Source organism: Rhodanobacter hydrolyticus (genome assembly GCF_044904645.1).
Genome location: NZ_JADIKK010000008.1, coordinates 2,142,586 through 2,163,502, shown reverse-complemented (window position 1 = coordinate 2,163,502; position 20,917 = coordinate 2,142,586). Strand labels below are relative to the sequence as shown.

Annotated in this window: 19 protein-coding genes; 11 read left to right on the top strand and 8 right to left on the bottom strand. The window is 66.8% G+C overall.

Going from position 1 to position 20,917, the window contains the following annotated elements; all coding sequences use genetic code 11:
* Both ISP25_RS12380 and ISP25_RS12375 read left to right on the top strand, forming a co-directional pair.
* Positions 1-699 carry a TorF family putative porin gene (locus tag ISP25_RS12380; protein ID WP_404614254.1) on the top strand — a complete coding sequence of 233 codons (699 nt, stop codon included), beginning with the start codon at positions 1-3 and terminating at the stop codon, positions 697-699.
* A gap of 222 nt (positions 700-921) precedes the next feature.
* On the top strand, positions 922-2,007 hold the full coding sequence (locus ISP25_RS12375; RefSeq protein WP_404614253.1) for an NHL repeat-containing protein: 1,086 nt from the start codon (positions 922-924) through the stop codon (positions 2,005-2,007).
* A gap of 87 nt (positions 2,008-2,094) precedes the next feature.
* Here the strand turns inward: ISP25_RS12375 and ISP25_RS12370 are convergent, their stop codons facing one another.
* The 3 genes from ISP25_RS12370 to ISP25_RS12360 form a co-directional block, all read right to left on the bottom strand.
* A complete protein-coding gene (locus ISP25_RS12370; RefSeq protein WP_404614251.1) occupies positions 2,095-3,081 on the bottom strand; it encodes an alpha/beta fold hydrolase in 987 nt (328 codons plus the stop codon).
* Between the two features lie 69 nt (positions 3,082-3,150).
* Positions 3,151-5,016 (bottom strand): M1 family metallopeptidase, encoded by a 1,866-nt coding sequence (locus tag ISP25_RS12365; RefSeq protein WP_404614249.1) that lies wholly within the window; start codon positions 5,014-5,016, stop codon positions 3,151-3,153.
* A gap of 127 nt (positions 5,017-5,143) precedes the next feature.
* Positions 5,144-6,313: a diguanylate cyclase domain-containing protein gene (locus ISP25_RS12360; RefSeq protein ID WP_404614247.1), complete on the bottom strand. Its 1,170-nt coding sequence runs from the start codon at positions 6,311-6,313 to the stop codon at positions 5,144-5,146.
* A gap of 127 nt (positions 6,314-6,440) precedes the next feature.
* On the opposite strand from ISP25_RS12360, the gene ISP25_RS12355 reads away from it, so the two are divergent.
* From ISP25_RS12355 to ISP25_RS12335, 5 genes are all read left to right on the top strand, one after another.
* On the top strand, positions 6,441-8,690 hold the full coding sequence (locus tag ISP25_RS12355; RefSeq protein ID WP_404614245.1) for a putative bifunctional diguanylate cyclase/phosphodiesterase: 2,250 nt from the start codon (positions 6,441-6,443) through the stop codon (positions 8,688-8,690).
* Between the two features lie 512 nt (positions 8,691-9,202).
* Positions 9,203-9,925 carry a DUF3348 domain-containing protein gene (locus ISP25_RS12350; protein ID WP_404614243.1) on the top strand — a complete coding sequence of 241 codons (723 nt, stop codon included), beginning with the start codon at positions 9,203-9,205 and terminating at the stop codon, positions 9,923-9,925.
* A 6-nt stretch (positions 9,926-9,931) separates the two neighbouring features.
* Positions 9,932-12,091 (top strand): DUF802 domain-containing protein, encoded by a 2,160-nt coding sequence (locus tag ISP25_RS12345; RefSeq protein WP_404614241.1) that lies wholly within the window; start codon positions 9,932-9,934, stop codon positions 12,089-12,091.
* Positions 12,088-12,735, top strand: a complete 648-nt coding sequence (locus ISP25_RS12340; protein ID WP_192155790.1) for an OmpA family protein — start codon at positions 12,088-12,090, stop codon at positions 12,733-12,735. The genes ISP25_RS12345 and ISP25_RS12340 overlap by 4 nt, the downstream gene beginning before the upstream one ends.
* Complete coding sequence (locus tag ISP25_RS12335; protein ID WP_404614239.1) at positions 12,725-13,414, top strand: DUF2894 domain-containing protein; 690 nt, start codon at positions 12,725-12,727, stop codon at positions 13,412-13,414. Before ISP25_RS12340 ends, ISP25_RS12335 begins: the two co-directional genes overlap by 11 nt.
* Here the strand turns inward: ISP25_RS12335 and pip are convergent.
* Positions 13,405-14,358: a prolyl aminopeptidase gene (gene pip / locus ISP25_RS12330; RefSeq protein WP_404614238.1), complete on the bottom strand. Its 954-nt coding sequence runs from the start codon at positions 14,356-14,358 to the stop codon at positions 13,405-13,407. The genes ISP25_RS12335 and pip overlap by 10 nt on opposite strands.
* A gap of 69 nt (positions 14,359-14,427) precedes the next feature.
* Here pip and ISP25_RS12325 point away from each other — a divergent pair, with 69 nt between their 5' ends.
* Positions 14,428-14,601 carry a hypothetical protein gene (locus ISP25_RS12325; protein WP_404614236.1) on the top strand — a complete coding sequence of 58 codons (174 nt, stop codon included), beginning with the start codon at positions 14,428-14,430 and terminating at the stop codon, positions 14,599-14,601.
* Positions 14,602-14,622: 21 nt separating this feature from the next.
* On the opposite strand, the gene acpA is transcribed toward ISP25_RS12325, so the two are convergent.
* Together acpA and ISP25_RS12315 are read right to left on the bottom strand one after the other, a co-directional pair.
* On the bottom strand, positions 14,623-16,326 hold the full coding sequence (acpA, locus tag ISP25_RS12320) for an acid phosphatase (protein WP_404614234.1): 1,704 nt from the start codon (positions 16,324-16,326) through the stop codon (positions 14,623-14,625).
* A 106-nt stretch (positions 16,327-16,432) separates the two neighbouring features.
* Complete coding sequence (locus tag ISP25_RS12315; protein ID WP_192155782.1) at positions 16,433-16,927, bottom strand: Lrp/AsnC family transcriptional regulator; 495 nt, start codon at positions 16,925-16,927, stop codon at positions 16,433-16,435.
* A gap of 123 nt (positions 16,928-17,050) precedes the next feature.
* Between ISP25_RS12315 and ISP25_RS12310 the strand changes: the two genes are divergently transcribed.
* Genes ISP25_RS12310 through ISP25_RS12300 form a run of 3 tightly spaced genes read left to right on the top strand, consistent with a single transcriptional unit; the run spans position 17,051 to position 19,542 of the window.
* Complete coding sequence (locus ISP25_RS12310; protein WP_404614232.1) at positions 17,051-17,962, top strand: DMT family transporter; 912 nt, start codon at positions 17,051-17,053, stop codon at positions 17,960-17,962.
* A complete protein-coding gene (locus ISP25_RS12305; protein WP_404614230.1) occupies positions 17,959-18,795 on the top strand; it encodes a PhzF family phenazine biosynthesis protein in 837 nt (278 codons plus the stop codon). Before ISP25_RS12310 ends, ISP25_RS12305 begins: the two co-directional genes overlap by 4 nt.
* Before the next feature lie 54 nt (positions 18,796-18,849).
* On the top strand, positions 18,850-19,542 hold the full coding sequence (locus tag ISP25_RS12300; RefSeq protein WP_404614228.1) for a glutathione S-transferase family protein: 693 nt from the start codon (positions 18,850-18,852) through the stop codon (positions 19,540-19,542).
* A 12-nt stretch (positions 19,543-19,554) separates the two neighbouring features.
* Here ISP25_RS12300 and ISP25_RS12295 read toward each other — a convergent pair whose 3' ends face one another.
* Together ISP25_RS12295 and ISP25_RS12290 are read right to left on the bottom strand one after the other, a co-directional pair.
* Positions 19,555-20,220 carry a Pr6Pr family membrane protein gene (locus tag ISP25_RS12295; RefSeq protein WP_404614226.1) on the bottom strand — a complete coding sequence of 222 codons (666 nt, stop codon included), beginning with the start codon at positions 20,218-20,220 and terminating at the stop codon, positions 19,555-19,557.
* The gene (locus ISP25_RS12290; protein WP_404614224.1) at positions 20,207-20,914 is read right to left on the bottom strand and encodes a TMEM175 family protein; all 708 of its coding nucleotides are present in this window, start codon (positions 20,912-20,914) and stop codon (positions 20,207-20,209) included. Before ISP25_RS12290 ends, ISP25_RS12295 begins: the two co-directional genes overlap by 14 nt.
* Between the last annotated feature and the right edge of the window lie 3 nt (positions 20,915-20,917).

Here is a 20,917-nt window from a genome sequence, read left to right as displayed (position 1 = left end):
GTGTTGCGAACCGTCGTCGTCGTGGCCGCCCTCCTGTGCATGGCGCAAGCCCATGCGCAAGTCGCAGCCAGCGCGACGCTGGCGTCGGACTACCAGTTCCGCGGCGTTTCCCTCAGCGACGGACAGCCTTCGGCCCAGCTGTCGATCGACTACGACCAGCCGGCGAGCGGCTGGTATGAGGGAGGCATGATGTCCACCGTACGCGCCGATGCGCGGGATGCTGTCCAGTTGCTTGGCTATGCCGGCTACGCCCGGCGCCTGGGCGCGGACTGGAGCTGGGACGCGGGCGTGCGCTACAGCCGGTTCACGGGGGCGGAATCCTACGCCTACACGGAGGCCTATGCGGGCCTGAGCTATCGGCAACTGACGGGCCGCATCTACTACGCACCGGATTACTTCGGTTTCGGAGCCGCTGCGCTGTATGCCGAGCTCGACACCAGCCATGCGCTGACGCAGCACTGGTATCTCTTCGGCCATGTCGGATGCCTGCGTCACGGTGGCGACGTGGCCAGCGATCACACCAGCCGGTTCCGCACCGACATGCGCGGAGGGCTGGGCCTGGCGCTTGCACCCTGGGACATCCAGCTGAGCTGGGCTGCGGTGCGTGGCGCGCGTGGCTACGACCTCGTCTATGACTATCCGGCAGGTGCGGACGTGCGGCGCTCCGCCTGGCTGCTCGGCGTTTCGTATGCGTGGTGAGGTTTTCGATCCGGATGGCCGTTGCATGAGGCAGGTGTAACGGCATCCAAAGCGCCCGTCCGCCGATCAGACGAAGGTGGGATGGGCAATACGGCAAGGACGGGAGGCTGCTCCGCGGCAGGGATTCGCTCGTCTTCACGCAGGACTCCCGGTTGCGCATCGCGCCTGCCGCACGGTGCGGGCAGCCCTCTTTTGTCATGCAACCCGAACGGAGGAATTCCCATGGTACGCATCCTGATTTCCGCACCGATCATGCGGCGTCTCGCACTGGCCTTGCTTGTTGCCGGGGTGGCCGCAGGCAGCTTGTATGCAAGGACGGCAGCTGCCCAGGACGACGATGGCAACATCCTCGTCGCCGACCAGTTCAACAACCGCGTCGTTGAAATCAATCGCCAGACACACCTGGTGGTGTGGCGGTTCGGCAACGGCTCCGACTTGCCGGGTCCGCACAGCGTCGTGGGCACCAACGATGCCGAGCGCTTCGGCTCGCTCACCCTGATCTCCGGTACCGGCACGCCGCCGGGCCTGCCCGGTTGCAGCGACACCGTGAACGGTTGCCCCGACAACCGTGTGTTGATCGTCGATCACAACGGCGACATCCTCTGGCAGTACGGCCAGGCCGGCGTGGGTGGGGCCGGGCCCGACCAGCTCAACACGCCGGTGCAGGCCTTGTTCCTGGTCAGCTTTCCGGGTCACTACGGGTCGCACGTGTTGATTGCCGACCAGGCCAACCAGCGCGTCATCCTGGTCAACCTGCGCAAGCAGATCGTGTGGCAATACGGCAGCACCGGCGTCAGCGGCGACGGGCCGAACCAGCTCAACAACCCGAACAGCGCCGAGGTGCTGGCCAACGGTCACATCCTGATCGCCGACGAGAGCAACAGCCGGGTGATCGAGGTCACCAAAGACGGACAACTGGTGAAGCAGTTCACTGCGCAAGGCACGGTGAGCGGCGCGGCGTTCGCCAGCCGGCTGCCCGACGGCGACACCTTGATCACCGACTCCAACAACAATCGCATCGTCGAAGTGGACGGCAACGACAAGCCGGTATGGCAGTACTTCACCAACACAGAGACCGGCAGCAATCCGGCGCCGCTGCCTACCCGGGCAGTGCGACTGCGGAACGGTGACACGCTGATCAGCGACCAGTTCAACGACCGCGTGATCGAGGTAAACAGGCTGGGAAAGACGGTGTTCACGCAAGGAGCGTTGAACATGCCCGGCAGTGGCTACAACCAGCTCAATGGGCCCTACGATGCTAAGGAGATCGGCGATTTCACCGGACTGACGCCACCGTTCGGATACTGAAACCGTGACCGGGTGAAGGCCCTGAAGCGCCAGGCCCCCGTATGCCGGGGGCCTGGTTTCATGGCATTGCGATGCAGAACCGCGATTTCAGTGCGACAGCGCGAACCCGGTGAGGATCTGCGCGGTTTCGTCGGGCTTTTCCAGCTCCGGCATGTGGCCGCAGCCGATCAGTGTGCTGGTGCTGATGGCGTTGGCGTGGACGAGGCCATTGCGCAGGCTGTCCTGGGCGGAGATGTCGATCACCTTGTCGCCGTTGCACCACAGGCCCAGCACCGGCATCGTGAGCTGGCCGAGGCGGTTCTGCAGGGCGAGGTATTGCGAAGGTTCGCGCAGCTCGTCGAACACCTTGGCGATGAAGGCGTGATCCGCCACGTTGCGCGCGACCAGTGCATCCACGAAGCGGCCGGGAATATCGGGCCGCTTGGCGAGCACGAGGTCGGTGGCGCGCCAGAAGCCTGCGCGGTCGGAAAACGCAAACGGGTCCTTGCCGGCCAGCGACTCGCGCGCGAAGGCGTTTTCGTTGAACTTCAGTCCGAAGCTGTCCAGCAGCGCCAACGCGCTCACGTGCTCGGGATGTTCGGCGGCATAGGTGCCGGCAATGGCGCCGCCCATCGAGTGCCCTGCCAGCAGGAAACGATCGAGGCCCAGCGTCTGCACGAAGGTTTGCAGGCGCACCGCTTGCGCGTCGATGTCGTAGTTCGCGGCCATGTCGCGCGAGGACTCGCCCCAGCCCGGCAGGTCGGGGATGACGAGGTGGAAGTGCGGCGTGAGCTGCTTGGCCATGTCCAACCACACTTCCTTGCTGTCGGCAAAGCCGTGCAGCAGCACGATGGTGGGACCGCTGCCGCCCTCGTAGTACGACCAGCGCGTGTCGCCGGCCTGCACCGATTTCTTGTCCAGGTGCGCGGCCATCGCCTCGCGCGCGTAGTTGGCGCGCAGCAGCCACTGCGGCGCGAACAGGTAGCTGCCACCCAGCAGCACGCCCAGCACCACCACCACGATGGCGAGGAACTTCAGCCGGCGGATGAGCATGCGCTTCCAGAGCGGGCGGGCGGGGATGTTGGTGTTGGGCATGATGTGAACTCACGGAGCGGGTGATTCGCCATCCCGCCTTTGACGGGACGGCGAATCGGGGGGGCGAACTTACTTCGCAGCCGCCTGCTTTTCCTTCGCCTTCGCGAACAAGCGCCCGATCGCCTGCTGCGTCATCGGGTGGTAACCATCTTTCGCCTTGGCGTAGACCTGTTCGGCATAGGACAGGCCTTCCGGTGTCCTGGCGAACGCGCCGTACACCGGCATCGTGAGGTAGAGCCGCCCGATTCGGGTCATGTGTTCGGCGGCGGCAGGCCACACGTCCTTGTCGCCGGCGGCGATGGCGTGCACGTACCAGCGCATGCCGATCTCGGCATTGTGCGTGCCGGTGAGGTGCCAGGCGGCATCGATGGCTTGTACCTGCGCCAGCGTGGGCACGTCGGGCAGGCGGTCGAGGAAGTACATCCACTCCTGCGTATTCCAGTCCTTGGCGCCGAGCTGCACGGCGGCCAAGGTGCCGGCGAGGAAGGCTGTGCGCCGCCTGTCGATGGTGTCGAAGCGCGGCGAGTCGGGCAGCGGTGCGTCCTTCGGGATGCCGGTGCCGTACACCCAGGCCTGCACTTCGTCCCAGCTCATCTTGCCGGGGTACTTGTCGATCAGGTTGGGCTTGAGCCACGCCAGCATCTGTTCGGTGGTGATGCTGTGCCAGGCGAAGTGGTCGAAGTAACCCTTCAGGTAGGCATCGAAATCCGCGCGGCCGAACTTCTGCTCCAGCGTGCGCAGGAACCACGAACCCTTGTCGTAGGCCACGTCGGAAAGCGCGTCGTCGGCGCCCACGCCGCGCGGCTCGGGCGCCAGCTTCTGCGAGTTGGCGGGCATGTGGGCGATGGATTTCTGCAGCGCACGGGCGGACAGCAGTGCCTCCTCGTCGCTCTGGCGCTTGCCGTACAGCGCCTCGGTGATGCGGCCCTGCACGTAGGTGGTAAAGCCTTCGTTGAGCCAAATGTCGCGCCACGCGGCGCTGGTTACCAGGTTGCCCGACCACGAGTGCGCCAGCTCGTGCGAGATCACGCTGACCAGGCTCTTGTCGCCCACGATGATGGTGGGCGTGGCGAAGGTCATGTTCGGGTTTTCCATGCCGCCGAAGGGGAAGGACGGCGGCAGCACCAGGAGGTCGTAGCGCCCCCAGCGGTAGGGACCGTACAGCGATTCCGCGGTCTCGATCATTTTCTCGGTGTCGGCGAACTCGCTGGCGGCCTTGTCCACCACGGAGGGCTCGGCATACACCGCCGAACGCGGCCCGGTTTCCTTCACCGCGATGTCGCCCGCGGCGATGGCAAGCAGGTAGGACGGGATCGCATGCGGCTGGTCGAACTTGAAGTCGCCGTCCAGCGGATGCTTCGCATCGTTCAGCGCGCTCATCACCACGCGCACGTCCTTCGGTGCGGCGACGTGGGCGTCGTAGGTGAAGCGGATCGCCGGCGAATCCTGCAGCGGCACCCACGAGCGCGCGTGGATGGATTCGGACTGCGAGAACATGAAGGGCAGCTTCTTGTCCGCCGTCTGCGCGGGCAGCAGCCATTGCAGACCGGAGGCCTCGGGCGAGGTGACGTAGGTGATGCGCACCTGCGAGGGATGCGCTGGCGCCTCGATGGTGAGCTTGCTTCCCAGTTCCTGGTCGGCCGGCGCCAGTGCGTACTTCAGCGGCTGGGTGTTGCCGCTGGCATCCACTGCAGCCACCGAGTCGATCGACAGGGCGCGCGTGTCCAGCACCAGCGCAGGTGCCTTGGGATTCTTCCAATCCAGCTTCAGCGTGGCCACGCCATCGAGCTGCTTGTGCGGGAAGTCGATCTTCAGGTCGAGATCGAGATGGGTCACCACCACCTGGTCGGGCTGGGCGTAGGAGTGCGGGTCGTTGGCGTGGGCGGCCAGCGGCAGCGCGAGCGCGCCGAAGGCTAGGGCGGGGAGCAGGCGCATGGCAGGTACTCTGGAGCCGAAAGGTCCAAGTATGCCATTGCACTCGGAGGCTGTTCACGATCTCCCCGCGAGCCACGAGTAGATCGCGAGCATGCTTTCAGGAGGGCAAACCGTGGCGAAAGTCCTGTCACCCTCCGGCCATGGCTTGCTCAGGGTAGATCCGATAGCCGTGTTTGCCTGCGTGCTTGACCTCGTACATCGCCCGGTCGGCATGCTCCAGCAGTTCGGTCAGGGTGTGCCCGTGCCGTGGGTAGAAGCTGATGCCTATGCTGGCTTGCATGGCCCATGCGCGCTCCGCGGCCACGATGGGTTCGGCCAGCGCCTTCAGCAGTTTGCTGGCAATGGCGTGGGCCTGCTCCGGCTGGTCGAGCTGGGTGCAGATCGCCACGAATTCATCGCCACCCAGGCGGGCGCAGATGTCGGTGCTGCGGGTGGCATGGGTGAGCCGCTCCGCCACCACTTTCAATACTTCATCGCCGGCCATATGGCCGGCCTGGTCATTGATGGATTTGAAGTCGTCGAGGTCGATGCACAGCACCGCCACCAGATGGTGGGGGCGGGTGGCCAGCAGCAGCGCGTTATCGAACAACGAATTCATGTAGCGCCGGTTGTTCAAGCCGGTGAGCGGATCGCGGAAGGCCATGTCCAGCGCGCTGGATTCGGCCAGCAGCAGGCGTTGCTGGAAGCTGCGCAACAGCGCGGCGAGCAGGGCGAAGTACTGCACCAGCGTCAGCCCCACGCCCAGCAGGAAGCCGCGCGACGACCAGACGGGAAACCACGCGATGATCGGGTAGACCAGCGCCCAATGCAGCGCCAGCAGGAGGCTGGCCGCGCCGGCGACGGTCATCCAGCGGGCGTTGAGTTTGTCGCGGAACCGCAGGGCGATCCAGGCAGTGGCCAGCTGCACGAGCACGCTGACGCCTACCAGGGTCAGTCCGCGCGAATCCGGCGTGGCGCCGTGGAGAAGGCCCAACCATATCCACGCCTCTATCGCGAACGACGCCAGCGCAACCAGGCGCAGGTCGACGCTGAGCCGGAAACAACGGATCATCCCGGCGACCAGGCAGGCCGCTTCCAGCACCTTCAAGGCGGCATAAACCGCTTCGGTAGGCGGCCCCGCATCGGACAAGAGCTGCAGCAGGTATTCCACGTGGCCGGCGCAGGCGAACAGCAGAGCCGTCGCCCACCATCCCGCGCCCGGATTGGTGCGCGGGATGCCACGCAGCCACAGGAACAGCGCACAGAAGACGAGATAGACCGCGGCGCCGATCGCGTGAATGGCCTGATGCGACAACATGGCACCCTCCCCCGGCAGGCTCGCCGCTTCGCCAGGCCGGTCAACGGGCCGGTTCGGCGTCCCCTGAACGCTTGCACGAACACGCGGCCAGTCTGGATCTGCGCTTTCGCAAAATGCAAGCAGCAAGATGTATAAGTCGTACGGCTTTCTTTGCGGTGATGGTTGGCGCAAGCTGGGCATTGGCAAGGGAACAGGGGCGGCCATGCTTGATGGGGCGTATTTGCCTGAGCTGGGCGGTTTCTCGGTCGCGCTGATCGCCGTGGCCGGCATCGCGTTTGCCTCGGGTGTGCAGTACACGGTGATCGGCCTGTGGCAACGACGCAGCACGGTCCATCTGTCCTATGCGTCGTTGTGCGTCCTGATCGCGGCACTGGCACTGGGCAACGTCTACCAGAACGATGCCAGCAATCTGGCCTATGCCGTGGCGGGCATACGCTGGACGATCAGCGCGGCGGTGCTGTCGTTCCTGCCGTTCGTTCTCTTCATTCGCGGCTATACCGGCGACACCACAGGCTGGCGCACCGTGCTGGCGCTGTGCGCAGTACTGCTGCTTTTCTTCTGCATCAATCTGAGTATGCCGGCAACGCTGTTCTTCAGCGAAGTGCGGGCCGGCCAGGCGATGACGCTGCCCTGGGGCGAGCGACTGTATCGGCTCGATGGCACCGTGTCGGTTTGGGGCTGGCTGTTCCACGCCGGTACCTACCTGATGTTCGCCTGGGCGCTTGGCCGGGCGTGGCGGCAGTGGCGACGGGGCGAATCCATGCAGGCCTTGTTGTTGGGTATCTGCCTCGCCATCGAATTCGCGGCGTTGCTGTGGGGAGACATCGCCATCGATGTGTTTGGCGTGCGCTCGCCGTACCTCGATGCTTTTGCCTTCCTGCCTTTCGTGCTGCTGATGAGCCTGTCGCTGGCAGCGCAGTTGCGCCAGCAGACGCGGCAACTGGAGTTCGTCAGGCGACGGCTGGACATCGAGGAGCAGACCCGCCGTGCGGCTGAGCACAAGCTGCTGCATCTCGCCTACCAGGACAGCCTCACCGGGCTGCCCAACCGTACCCGCCTGCTCGATCACCTCGAAAGCGTGCGCGACGAAGCGCAGGCGCAGGGCGGTTGCGGCGCGCTGTTGCTGATCGACCTGGACAACTTCAAGACCATCAACGACGGCCTGGGCCATCTGGTCGGCGATCGTCTGCTGGAGGCGGTGGCCGACCGCCTGCTTGCAGGCGCGCCGCCGCAGTCCATGCTGGCGCGGCTCGGCGGCGACGAATTCGTGCTGCTGCTGGGGCCGCTGTCCCGTACGCTGGCCGAGGCGCGGGAGCAGGCGCAGCTGTTGGCCGAGCAGTTGATCGTGCGCCTCGCCGAACCGGTAGCGGTGGATCGTCGCATGCTTGCGGTAGGTGCCAGCGTGGGCATGGCGATGTTTCCCGACGGCGAGGCCGGCGTTGCCGACCTGCTGCGCCGTGCGGACATCGCGTTGTATCGCGCCAAGGCCGCCGGGCGCAGCATGGTGCGTCTGTTCGAGGCGCCGATGCAGCAAGAGGCGGACACCCGCCTGTTGCTGGAGCGAGGCTTGCGCGAAGCGCTGGAAAGCGACGCCGGGCAGGGGCAGCTCGCCCTGCATTTCCAGCCGCAGCTGGATCGCGACGGCCGCCTGCTGGGCGCCGAGGCGCTGCTGCGTTGGCGCCACCCGCAACACGGCGAGTTGCCACCGGGGGTGTTCATCCCGTTGGCCGAGGAAACCGGCCTGATCCACGCGCTGGGCGCCTGGGTGATCGCCGAAGCCTGCGCGCGGCTCAAGGCCTGGGAGCGTGACGGCGTGGCCTTCCACGGGCGGCTCGCGATCAACGTCAGCGCATGGCAGTTGGCGCATCCGCATTTTGCGATGCAGCTGGAACAGCAGGTGCGCGCCGCCGGCATTGTGCCCGGACAGCTCACGCTGGAGCTGACCGAGAGCGCCTTGCTGCAGGATTTCGAGGGCACGCTGGCGATGCTGCAGCGTCTGGTTGGCGCCGGCTTCCATCTTGCGCTGGACGATTTCGGCGTCGGCTATTCCTCGCTGAGCTATCTGCAGCGATTGCCGCTCGACGTCATCAAGATCGACCGCGCCTTTGTCAGCGGACTGGCTCCTACCGATACCGACCCGCTGGCCAGTTTCATTGTCGACGTGGCGCATCGCCTTGACATCGCCACCGTGGCCGAAGGCGTGGAAACGGAAGCGCAGCGGCAAGTGCTGGTGGCGCTGGGTTGCGATGGCTTGCAGGGTTACCTGATCTGTCGGCCGGTCGATGATGCGGGCTTTCGGCGCTGGCTGGCCGAATACGAGCGCACGCTGCCGGCGCCGTCAGCGGTGGGGAACGATGCGATGCCGGTTCAGCCGTAGCCATCTATCGGGTTGCGGGTAGCCGATTTGGAGTCTGTCCAATCCTCCGGTTCACCCAGCGGCTGCTTGGGACATGGGCGCTCTGCTTTTCTGCAGGTAGCAGGACGATTTCGGATGCCTGCCAGCGTCCGAGTTCCTTCTCTTTGCTGGCCAACGCGGGAGCGGTGGCGAATGGCGAAGCTGGCCCGACGGATGCTCGAAGTCAGGGAAGGAGCCAGGAACGGCCTGGTTCAATCCGCCGGAGCCGCAGGCAAGCCGCATCGGGGACCGCGGGCATTCCCGTCTACCCGACAGGCGAGCGGCCACACCGCGGGATGTCTGGAAGCCGGGGCTTTCACACCCACCATCCTGGCGCTGGCCGGGCAATTCGCACAACTTCTGTAGCGCGGTTCAAAGGAGCGGGCAGCCTTGTGCACGGACCGCTTGCAGCATGGGCGATCGCGGGCGTGGAGAGCCCCGAAAGCGGCTGGTTCGCGCCACCGTGTAAAATGCACCATTTTCAGTCTGGATCCATGGCGAAAGCTTCCACACGGGCGCCCGTGCTGGGCCCGGCGTTCATTCGCCTGCTGGCCCGCTTCAGCGATGCCGACCTTCCACGCACGCCGCCGGTGCTGACCGAGCGGCTGGCCCAGTGGTTCGATTGGAACCGCGCTCTCGTCCTGTCGAATGCATTGGACGGCAGCCCTCCCGTCGCCGAAGCCGATGCGGCGGACACGGGCGACGGTTTCGACGACGCCCAGGACGCCGAGTGCGCACGCGTACGCCACACCTTGGTTCAGGTCATCGATGCCGACATTGACCTCGCCCCGTCCAGTGGCCAGGACGTCGATGCGGATTACTTGCCCTACCGTCGGCATTGCGTGGCCGCGCAGCGTGCGATGCAGGCGGCCACCGGCCTGCTGCGTGGGCGCCTGCGCGACTTGCTCGCCGGCCAGTCGCCGACCAGGGCGCGGCTGGCTGAAGTCGATGCGGTGATGGAGGCCACGCTCAGTCCCCGCGAGCTGATGCTGCTGGCCAGAGTCCCCGGCCTGCTCGGTTTGCACTACCAGCGTTTGCGCGATGGCGGCGCTTCGCTCCACACCGGCGTCGACACGCCGGACGACATCCCCGCGACTCCTGCTGCCGGCCCATGGCTGGTGCGGTTCCGCCAGGACATGCGCATGGCGCTGCTGGCCGAACTGGAGGTTCGCTTCCATCCCATCGACGGCCTGCTTGCAGCGCTGTGTAGCCGATAGACGCCCATGTCCAGAAATCCCCTTGCTCCCTTCGTGTTCCTGGCCGGCCTGCTGGTCGTGTGCTGGGTCGCCATCGGCTATCTCGGCAACCATCCACTGGCCGCTGCCGTCGCCGCGCTGATCGCCGCCTGCTATCTCGCCGGAGCGTTCGAGCTGCTGCGCTACCACCAGGCCACGGCTACCTTGGCGCAGGCGCTGCCGTCCATCGAGCAGGCCGATGCCGATCTTGGTGGCTGGCTGGGTCGCTTGCAGCCGGGCCTGCGCAACGGTGTCCGGCTGCGCATCGAGGGCGAACGTGTCGGCTTGCCCGCGCCCGCGCTGACGCCTTACCTGGTGGGCCTGCTGGTGTTGCTTGGCATGCTCGGCACCTTGCTGGGCATGATGGCTACCTTGCGCGGCACCGGCCTGGCGCTGGAAAGCGCCACCGACCTGGAGGCCATCCGCAGCTCGCTGGCGGCGCCGGTCAAGGGCCTGGGCTTCGCTTTCGGCACTTCGATTGCCGGCGTGGCGACCTCGGCGGCGCTGGGTCTGTTGTCGGCGCTGATGCGGCGGGAGCGCGCGCAGGTCGTGCAGCAATTGGACGCCGCCATTGCCGCGCATTTGAGCCATCGCTCGCAGGCCGCACAGCACCGCGAAACTTTCCGCTTGTTGCAGGAGCAGAACGCGCTGATGCCGGCGCTGGTGGAACGCCTGGGCACGCTGGCCGACACGCTGGAGCGTCAGCAGCAGGCTTCGGGCGAGCGCCTGCATGCCGGCCAGCAGGCATTCCACCAGCGCACCGAAGCCGCCTACAGCCAATTGGCCGCGACCTTGCGGCAGGCGCTGCACGATGGCATCGCCCTGCAGGCTCATGCCGTAGGCACAGCGTTGCAGCCGGTGGTGGACACCACCATGGCGGGATTGGCCGAGCAGTCCGGGCGCCTGCATGCGGCCGTCGAACAAGCGGTGCGTCAGCAACTCGATGGCCTGTCCAGCGCCGTACAGGGTGCGGCCGGTGCGGCACGCGAAAGCTGGAGCACCGCCGTCGCCGAGCAGCAGCGTGGCAACGCGGCGTTGACGGACGGTTTGCGGCAGACGCTGGAACAATTTTCCGCCACGTTCGAGCAGCGTTCGGCGGCGCTGGTCGATGGCGTGGCCGGGCGCCTGGAGGACAGCGTGGCCCGCAACGCAGCCGCGTGGAACGGCGCGCTTGGCCGCCAGCACGAGGCGCACGATGTCCTGGCCCTGCGCAACGAACAGGCATGGGCGGCCGCGTCGGCCGGCTTCGACCAGCGCTCCCGCGCATTGATCGAGACCTTGCAGCAATCGTATGGCGATCTGCAGTCGGCCTTCGCCGCACGCAGCGACACGATGATCGAATCGCTGCAACGTTCGCACGGCGAATTGCAGGATGCGCTGGAGACGCGCGACGCCGAACGCCTTGCGCAATGGCGCGATGCCTTTGCCGCGCTGACCGGCGAATTCGGCCAGCGCTGGGAGCAGGGCAACGAACAGGTGGCGGCGCACCAGCAGCAGGTTTGCGCCACGCTGGAAATGACCGCGCGGAACATGAGCGAACAAGCGCAGGCGCGGGCCCGCGATACCCTGGCCGAGATCGCGCAACTGGTCTCCACGGCTTCCGAGGCGCCGCGCGCCGCTGCCGAGGTGGTGGCCGAGCTGCGCCAGAAGCTTTCCGACAGCATGGTGCGCGATACCGCCACGCTGGAAGAACGCGGTCGCCTGCTGGAAACGGTGGAAACCCTGCTCAACGCAGTGAACCATGCTTCCACCGAGCAGCGCGGTGCCATCGACGCGTTGGTCGCGACCTCGGCCGATCTGCTGGAGCGCGTCGGCAGCCGTTTCACCGCGCAGATCGAAAGCGAAGCCGGCAGGCTCGACGAAGCCGCTGCGCACGTCACCGGCAGTGCGGCGGAAGTGGCCAGCCTGGGCGAGGCATTTGGCGCTGCGGTGCAGTTGTTCGGCGGTACCACCGATGCATTGAACGAGCGGCTGCAAGGCATCGAGGCGGCGCTGGACAAGTCGCTGACGCGCAGCGACGAACAGCTGGCCTATTACGTGGCGCAGGCGCGCGAGGTGATCGAACTGAGCATGCTCTCGCAGAAGCAGATCATCGGCGAACTGCAACAGCTGGGCGGCGCCCGCGATGGCGCAGGACCCGGCGCATGAGCGACGAGATCGAATTCGATGCCGAGTCCAGCGCCACCACCTGGGCCGCGTTCGGCGACCTGATGTCGGTGCTGCTGGGCGTGTTCGTGCTGATGCTTGCCAGCGTCATCGGCACCCAGCTGCTGCTGCACAAGCGCCTGGATGCGGAGGTGAAGCAGCGCCAGGCCGAGGCCGCCCGGCTCAAGACGCTGGAACAGGCATTGGCCGCGCCGCTGGCGGCCGGTCGCGTGACCGTGGTCGACGGCCGCATCGGCATCAGCGGCAACGTGCTGTTTGCGCTCAACTCCGATCAACTGCAGCCCGAGGGTCGCGAACTGTTGCAAAGCATCGCCGGCCCGTTGCGCGACTACCTTTCAGCGCGCGACGAGCTCCTGATGGTCAGCGGCTTCACTGACAACCAGCCGGTGCGCGCGGCCAATCCGCGCTTCGCCGACAACTGGGAGCTGTCGGCTGCGCGTGCGCTCACCGTCACCCGCACGCTGATCGCCGACGGCGTGCCGTCTTCGTCCGTATTCGCCGCGGCGTTCGGTTCCGAGCAGCCGGTTGGCTCCAACAGCGACGAAGCCGGCCGTGCGAAGAATCGGCGTGTGGAAATCGCACCGATCCCGCGCCATACGTCGGGCGGCGAGGCCGATGCACGCTGAATTGGCCGGTCTCCACGCACAGCTCGATGCCTGGCGCCAGCAGGGCGCGGACCGCACCGACCCGCTGCGCTTCGCCTTGATGGTCGCACTGGCGCAGCGCGCCGCACGCCACGACGGGGCGGTGCGGCAGCGGCTGCATGCACGTCTGCAGGAATTGGCCGGGGCCTATGCCGTTCTGCTTGCCAGTTCGCCCGAGACCAAGCCAACGCAGGACCGGGGTGAGAGCCTGCTGAAGCAACTCCTGGGGCAGTTCGCCAAAGCGCCGCGACTGGATGCCAACCCGCAAGCCGCTTCCGTGGTGCAGGCCACGGAAGCCAGCGAGCAAGCGCCGGTCATCGACACCGCGCCGATGCCGGTGCTGGACGAGTTCCAGCAATTGTGGAGCCGCATCCGCATCGACAGCCTGCTGCGCCAATGCCTGGATTCGTTGTCCGAAGATGCCGGCCCGTTGCATTCCAGCGTGCTGACCTATCGCGCCATGACGCTGATGCGCGAAGTCTCACCCGGGTACCTGCAACATTTCATCGCGTACACCGATGTGCTGACCTGGATGGAGCACCTGGCTGGCGCGGCTACCGGTGGCGATGCCGACGGCACGGCCGGTGTCCGAAAGCCCGCGCGCACCGGTGGCGGTCGGCGCAAGAAGCCGTCCGCGGATCGGGCGCCGGATCAGCCGTAGCGGTCCGCCAGCCTGTCGGTGGCTTCGACCAGCGCATCGACGATGGCCGCGTCGGCGGCGCTATGGCCGGCAAGCACGATGCGCAATTCCGCTTGCGGCCATGCCGCGTGCAGGTCGAGCGCAGTCTTCACCGGACAGATGATGTCGTAGCGGCCGTGCACGATGGTGGCGGGGATGTGGCGGATCCTGGCCAGATCGCGCAGCAGCTGGTCCGCTTCCAGGAACATGCCATGGCGGAAGTAATGCGCTTCGAGCCGCGCGAGGCTTACCGCTTTGTGCGGCTCCGAGAAGTCGCCCGCGGCATCGGGGTCGTGCAGCAAGGTCGTGCTGCCGCCTTCGTATTCGCTCCAGGCCTGCGCCGCAGCGAGGCGCAATGCCTCGTCGTCGCCGTCGAGGCGCTTCCAGTACGCCTCGATCATGTTGCCGCGCTCGGCGGCCGGGATGAAGTCGCGGAAGCGTGCCCAGCGCTCTGGGAAGATGAAGCGTGCGCCGCCGTCCGCCTCGTTGAACCAGCGCAATTCCTCGTCGCGCGCGAGGAAGATGCCGCGCAACACCAGTCCCAGCACGCGCTCGGGATGCGCCTCGGCGTAGGCCAGCGCCAGCGTGGAGCCCCACGAGCCGCCGAACACCACCCAGCGCTCGATGCCGAGTTCCTCGCGCAATGCCTCGATATCGGCGACGAGGTGCGCGGTAGTATTGTCGATGAGATCCGCGAAGGGCGTGGACTGCCCCGCGCCGCGCTGATCGAACAGCACTACGTGCCAGCGCTTCGGATCGAAGAAGCGGCGGTGGTAGGGTGCGATGCCCGCGCCAGGACCACCATGCAGGAACACCGCTGGCAGCGCGCCGGGCGTGCCGCACTCTTCCACGTGCAGCGTGTGGCGCTCATCCACGGCGAAGCGGCTCGTGCGGAAGGGTTCGGTTTCGGGGTAAAGCTCGCGCATGGCGGTATTTCGCGTCGAGGATGATTCCGTCGCCATGGTAGGCCATCACGCAGTCGCACAGCCGTCGTCGTGCGCCGCGAATGCCGCGGGCTCGCCGAGGTTCCGCGCAGCAATGGCTTGCTGCTACAGATGATCAGCGACACTGGCAACTTCAACAACGCCAACATCGTGCCCGATCACGCTGCTTCCGAAGCGGTGGTATGTCGGCTGGCCGAGCTGACGGCGTGGATGCGTCGCTGCTGAACTTGGAGCCCGTTAGTACGCTCAGCCGCGGGCGAAATCGAGCGTCGCGGTGAGGTCGCCCGGCGCCTGCCCGCCGGCAGCGCGCATTGCCTTGTCGCGCATCACGATGCCGGGCAGCGGCTCCAGCCCGAAACGGCGGTTGAGGAAGCGCTGGATGGAGCCGGTGTCGTAGATGGTGTGGTCGACATGGCCTTTCTTCGCGTGCGGCGAAATCACCAGCGCGGGAATGCGCGTGCCCGGTCCCCAACGGTCGCCCTTGGGCGGTGCTACGTGATCCCACCAGCCGCCGTTCTCGTCCACGGTGACGACGACCATGGTCTGCGACCACAGCGGGCTCTTCCGCAGCGCCTCGATGACGCTGGCGATGTGCGCGTCGCCAGCGGCGATGTCGGAATAGCCCGCGTGCATGTTGAGGTCGCCCTGCGGCTTGTAGAACGTCACCGTGGGCAGCGCACCGCTCGCGATGTCGGCGATGAAGTGGTTGGTGGCCGCGTCGCCGCCGACGCCGCCGTCACGCAGGTGTTGCGCGCGCGCGCTGGTGCCGGGCGCGAACGACTGGAAGTAGTTGAGTGGCTGGTGGTGCTCCTGGAAATTCGGCCCGTAAGGGAAACTATCGTGCGAGCCGCGCACGCCCTGGCCGTCCAGCGCCAGCTGCCAGCCGCCGCCGTACCAGGCCCACGCCACGTTCGCCGCGCTGAGCCGGTCGCCGATGTTGGCATGCACCTGCGGTGGCAGCGTGCTTGGATCGGCCGGATCGGCCAGCAGCGGGTTCTTCGGATCCTTGGTGAAGGCCGGCGCATACGGCGGACCCATCGTGTTCACCGCCCAGAAGTCGGGTGTGAGCGCCATGCGCGAAGCGAATTTCGGCCGTCCCTGCATCGCGCTGGCGGGAGAATCGTCGGCGAGCTTCGGGCGGATGCCCATGATGTCGTCGTCTTCCAACTGCGTGATCTGGAACTGGGCCGGTGTCTTGTCGGCGTTCGGGAAGAACGGCGGCTGCGCGGCGACGAGGTACTGGTGGTTGAGGAAGGAGCCGCCGAAGGCGCCCATGAAGAAGTTGTCGCACAGCGTGAACTGCTGTGCCAGCCGCCACAGCGCGAAGTTCTCCGCACCGGTGGCGTAATGGCCCATCACCAGCGCGCCGCTGTCGCCCCAGGCCACGAAGCCGTCGTTCCTGCCGCCGTTGATCTGCAGCTGGTTGTTGTAGAAGCTGTGGATCAGGTCGCGCGTGACCAGCGCATGCGGCAGCGGCTCGCCTTCGGGCGTATGCAAGGCGAAGGGCGCGTTGGCGAGGTTGTGGATCGCGTCCTCGGCGATCTGGTACTCGCGGCCGCCCAGGGTTTGCTTGTGCGGCACCAGGCCGTGCCAGATCGGCGGCAGGGTGTCGAGCAGCTTGCCGTCGCGGTCCCGCTGCAGGAACTGCTCGGGCTTCAGTGCAGCCAGGGGTTGCGCAAGGCCGGGGAAACCACCGAACAGGTTGTTGAAGCTGCGGTTCTCCGCGTAGATCACCACCACATGCTTGATGTGCTTGCGCAACGCAGCGTCCAGTGCCTCGTCGGCCGTGCCGGCGGCAATGGCGCCGTGTCCGCTCGCGGAGGCCTGGCGGCCGCCCACGGCCAGCGCGGCGCCGGCCAGCGCAATGCCACCCAGCAGCTTGCGCCTGGCCGGATCGGCGGGCGCGTCGTTGGTGTCGGAAGGTGCGGAAGGCGGCAGCTTCTCGGTCATGGCGATTCGCTCGTGGATATCAAGTTGAAGAGTATGCCCGCCCGACGGGACGTGTGGTCTTGCACACGCGGGATGTGCGATGCGTGACACAACCTCCTGCGGTTATTCAATCCAACGGCAGCTTGCGCGCGGCATCCCACATCGCGCGGGTGACCGCACGGTTGGCGTGCGGCGCCTGCAGCACGACCAGGGTGGTGGTGCTGATGCTGGAGTGGATCTTCAGCAGGCGGTCGAGCACGCTTTCGAGGTGGTTGATGGACATCGCCACCACGCGCAGGAGGGCGGAATCCTCGCCGGCCAGGCGGCGGCAATCCAGCACTTCGGGGATGTCGGCGACGATCGGGCCGATGCGCGCGCAGATGCCGCCGTCGCAGCGCAGCCGCACCATCGCCTCGATGCGATAGCCCAGCCGCTTCGGTTCCACCACGGCACGGTAGCCGCTGATCACGCCGGCATCCTCCAGCCGCTTCACGCGCTCGGCCACCGCCGGCGCGGAGAGCTTCACCTTGCGGCCCAGCTCGGCATAGCCCAGCCGTGCGTCGCGCTGCAGGGCTTCCAGCAACTGCCAGTCCTTGGCGTCCAGTTCGGGTTTCGATTCCAAGGCAAGATGCTCCGGTTTTGTTTCGATCAACGGCGAAACATCGCCGCCGCCTGTCGATACATTATTCCGCGGCATCGCGGGCAAGACTAGGATGCGCACTCCCCATTGCAGGAACTTTCACCCATGAGCGCCACCGAGCGCCTCGATACCCGCGCCCTGATCTGCATCGCCATTGCGCTGATTACCTGGTCGTCCGCCTATGCGGCGATCGCCTACGCGCTGGCTTCGTTCACGCCCGGCGAGGTGGCGTTCTCGCGACTCGCCATCGGCTCGCTGTGCTTTGCCGCGCTGCTGGCGGTGAAGCGCGTATCGCTCCCGGCGCGGCGCGACTGGCCGCAGCTGTTCGTGCTGGGGCTGATCGGGCTCACGACGTACCACGTCTGCCTCAACTGGGCGGAAACACGCATAGCCAGCGGTACCGCGTCCATCATCATCTGCCTGGTGCCCGCGGCGACCGCGGCGTTGTCGGCACTATGGCTGCGCGAGCGCCTGAGCCTGCGCACCTGGATCGGTCTAGCCATCGCGCTGGTCGGCACGGTGCTGGTGGTGCTGGCCAGCGGCCAGAAAGTGGAAGCCGACCCGAAGGCACTGCTGGTGCTGGTGTGCGTGCTGGCCTCGGCGATCTATTTCGTGGGGCAGAAGCCGCTGTTCGCGCGCTCCAGCACGCTGGCGGTCACCGCTTTCACCTTCTTTGCCGGCACGCTGGGTTGCCTGCCCTTCGCGGGCGGTCTGCCACGGGCGTTGGCAGCGGCACCGTGGTCGCATATCGCCGCGCTGCTGTGGCTGGGCATCGCGCCGAGCTTCATCGGCTACCTGGCGTGGAACGTGGCGGTGCATCGCGCCAGCGCCTCGCGCGTGTCCAGCTTCATCTATCTCTCGCCGCCCATCGCCATCCTGATCGGCTGGGTGTGGCTGGGCGAAGTGCCCGGCGCGATGGTGCTGGTAGGCGGCGCCATCGTGATCGGTGGCGTGGTGCTGGCGAATGCGCGGCGCCGGGCGGTGCCCGCGCCGGTTGCCGCTTCGGAGCCGGCATGAGCGGCGCCGAGGTCATGCGCATCGCGGCCTTCGCCGATGGCGATGGCGGTGGCAATCCCGCCGGCGTGCTGATTGCCGATGCATTGCCGGACGCGGCGACGATGCAGCGGATCGCCGCCGAGGTCGGCTTTTCGGAAACCGCCTTCGCCACGCGCCAGGACGATGGCTGGCGGGTGCGTTATTTCTCGCCCGAGTCCGAGGTGCCGTTCTGCGGCCACGCCACCATCGCGCTGGGCGCGGCCTTGGCGCTCGCGCAGGGTGACGGTGTGTTCGCGTTGATCCTCAACGAGGCGAAGATCACCGTCGAGGGCCGCAGCACGGGCGGAGTGCTGAGCGCGGCGCTGCAGTCGCCGCCGACGCGCAGCGCACCCGCGCCGCAGGCGCTGGTGGACGAGGCGCTGGCACTGTTCGGCTACAGCCGCGCGGATCTCGACCCGCGTTTGCCGTCCGCGCTGGTCCACGGTGGCGCGGATCATCTGGCGCTGGCTTTGCGCAGCCGCGAGGCATTGGCGTCGATGGTCTACGAACTGGACGCCGGCCGGGCCTTGATGCGCCGTGCCGGGCTGGTCACCATCCTGCTCGCCCATGCGGAGACACCGGGGCGTTTCCACACCCGCAATCCCTTCGCCTCCGGTGGTGTCTACGAAGATCCCGCCACGGGTGCCGCGACCGCGGCCTTCGCCGGCTACCTGCGCGACCTCGGCTGGCCGCACGGTGGCGACATCGAGGTGCTGCAGGGAGTGGACATGGGCTGCCCCTCGCGACTCAGAGCCGAGATCCCAGCGGAGCCGGGCAGCTCCATTCGCGTCTCCGGCAGGGCGCGGCTGATGTAGTCATGCCTTGCGGCACCAGCCGTATCGTCCAGACCATCCACTGAGGAGTGCAACGTGTACGAGCTCTACATCGCCAACAAGAACTACTCCTCGTGGTCGTTGCGGCCGTGGGTGCTGCTGCGCGAGCGCGGCATCGCGTTCGCGGAAAAGCTGGTGCCTTTCGACGGTGGCGCCGGCGCGAACTGGACGACGTTTCGCGCGTTCTCTCCCACCGGAAAAGTGCCCTGCCTGCGCGATGGCGACACTGTGGTGTGGGATTCGCTGGCGATTGCCGAATATCTCGCCGAACGGCACGCCGGTGTCTGGCCGCACGATCCGCAGGCGCGTGCATGGGCGCGCTGCGCCTCTGCCGAAATGCATTCCGGCTTCGCCGCCCTGCGCAGTACCTGCACGATGAACTGCGGCGTTCGCGTGCGCGTGGATGCGCCGAGCGATGCGCTGCGCAAGGATCTGGCCCGCCTCGACGAGCTGTGGAACGAAGGGTTGGCGCGCTTCGGTGGTCCCTTCCTCGCCGGTGCGGAGTTCAGCACGGTCGATGCGTTCTTCGCGCCGGTGGCATTCCGCATCCAGAGCTATGGCTTGCAGCTTGGCACGGCATCGATGGCTTATGCGCAGCGCTTGCTCGATTTGCCCGCGATGCGCGAGTGGTACGAGGCGGCGCTGGTGGAATCGTGGCGCGATCCCGAGCACGAGGACGAAGTGCGTCGTGCGGGCACGTGGCTGCAGGATCTGCGTACGGCGGGTTGAGCTGCCTCGCGGTCAGGGCTGCCCTGGCCGCGAGGTTGGTGCTTGCGCGGATCGTCGTGCCTGCCAGCGTCCCAGCGCGATCAGCATCAGAGCGACCACGACGAATGCCAGCAGCACTGCGCAGGCGTTGACCAGCACGCGCAGGTAGCCCAGCGCGCCGACGTCGAGGAACGGATACGGGTAGCGGCCATCCGTCGCGCCACGCATCAGCACGTAGATGAAGTACGCGGCCGGGTAAGCCTGCCAGGCGAATGCCTGCGGCCAGCGCAGCGTTTCCTTCGGTACCGCCAGCCACCAATGCAGCAGGAACAATGCCGGCATCGCCACGTGCAGCATGTTGTCGGCCACGATCTGCCAGCCTTGCGGCTGCCACAGTTGGCGCAGCATCAGGTTGTAGACCAGCGCGACGACGATGATGCTCATCGCGGCGGCGGTCTGCACGTCGGGGCGAGCGAAGAAGCGGCTGGCCGCTCCGTGCGGCCCACGAGCGGCCGCCGTCAGTGCCATCGCCACCAGCATGTTCGTGAGGATGGTGAAGTAGTCGAGATAGATCCACACCCCGGCCAGCGCACCTTGCCCGTTCGCTACCGTCAGCTGGATCGACAGCCACAGTTGCAATGCGAGCGCGAACCACCCCAGCAGGGCGGTGGCCGCGGCGAACGGGCTACGCGATGGCATCGGGGGCAGCGACGGGTTCATGCGGTGGGATGCCTTGCGCGATGGGTGCCTCGGGGTCGCCCCCGGTCGGCACCATCCGTGAATTTTCCGTCCGGACGCGGGCGAGATGCGCAAACAGCCGCGTCAACAGCGGAATACCCAGCAGCGCGAGGTTGTTCCATGCCGGGATGAACCATGCCAGTGCAAGCGACAGTCCCGCTGCCACGGGCAAGCCCCAGGCGCGCCCCAGCGCGCTGGCGACGTCCACGGGGCCCAGCTTCGGCTGCAGGCATGCTGCCTGCAGTGCGCAGCCGAACAGCCAGCGCTGGGTCAATGCGACCAGCAGCAGCGTTGCCGCGTAGAACATCTCCGCTACCCGGGACTGCGGGTTCGCGCTCATCAATGCCGTGGCAAACGGCATGAAGGCGATCACCATCAACTGCAGCATGTTCGGCAGCATCACGCCGCTGCCATAGCCGGCCAGCATGCCGAACACCCGGTGATGCGCCGCCCATAGCGCGCCGATTACCAGGAAACTCAGGACGAATCCGAAAATGCTCGGGCACAGGGCGGCGAGCGCGGCGAGAAATGCCCGGTCGTCGGTCACGCCGAGATGGGGTACGTGTATCTCGATGACCAGCAGCGTGATCGCGATGGCGAACACGGCGTCGGAAAAGAAGGTCAGGCGCTCGAGTTGCGTGGTGTTGTTGCTCATCGG

Bases quoted from the DNA above. Each gene is read 5' to 3' on its own strand.
- ISP25_RS12375 (WP_404614253.1), top strand. From the start codon at position 922: ATGGTACGCATCCTGATTTCCGCACCGATCATGCGGCGTCTCGCACTG.
- ISP25_RS12370 (WP_404614251.1), bottom strand. From the start codon at position 3,081: ATGCCCAACACCAACATCCCCGCCCGCCCGCTCTGGAAGCGCATGCTC.
- ISP25_RS12365 (WP_404614249.1), bottom strand. From the start codon at position 5,016: ATGCGCCTGCTCCCCGCCCTAGCCTTCGGCGCGCTCGCGCTGCCGCTG.
- ISP25_RS12360 (WP_404614247.1), bottom strand. From the start codon at position 6,313: ATGTTGTCGCATCAGGCCATTCACGCGATCGGCGCCGCGGTCTATCTC.
- ISP25_RS12355 (WP_404614245.1), top strand. From the start codon at position 6,441: ATGTATAAGTCGTACGGCTTTCTTTGCGGTGATGGTTGGCGCAAGCTG.
- ISP25_RS12350 (WP_404614243.1), top strand. From the start codon at position 9,203: ATGGCGAAAGCTTCCACACGGGCGCCCGTGCTGGGCCCGGCGTTCATT.
- ISP25_RS12345 (WP_404614241.1), top strand. From the start codon at position 9,932: ATGTCCAGAAATCCCCTTGCTCCCTTCGTGTTCCTGGCCGGCCTGCTG.
- ISP25_RS12340 (WP_192155790.1), top strand. From the start codon at position 12,088: ATGAGCGACGAGATCGAATTCGATGCCGAGTCCAGCGCCACCACCTGG.
- ISP25_RS12335 (WP_404614239.1), top strand. From the start codon at position 12,725: ATGCACGCTGAATTGGCCGGTCTCCACGCACAGCTCGATGCCTGGCGC.
- pip (WP_404614238.1), bottom strand. From the start codon at position 14,358: ATGCGCGAGCTTTACCCCGAAACCGAACCCTTCCGCACGAGCCGCTTC.
- acpA (WP_404614234.1), bottom strand. From the start codon at position 16,326: ATGACCGAGAAGCTGCCGCCTTCCGCACCTTCCGACACCAACGACGCG.
- ISP25_RS12310 (WP_404614232.1), top strand. From the start codon at position 17,051: ATGAGCGCCACCGAGCGCCTCGATACCCGCGCCCTGATCTGCATCGCC.
- ISP25_RS12305 (WP_404614230.1), top strand. From the start codon at position 17,959: ATGAGCGGCGCCGAGGTCATGCGCATCGCGGCCTTCGCCGATGGCGAT.
- ISP25_RS12295 (WP_404614226.1), bottom strand. From the start codon at position 20,220: ATGCCATCGCGTAGCCCGTTCGCCGCGGCCACCGCCCTGCTGGGGTGG.
- ISP25_RS12290 (WP_404614224.1), bottom strand. From the start codon at position 20,914: ATGAGCAACAACACCACGCAACTCGAGCGCCTGACCTTCTTTTCCGAC.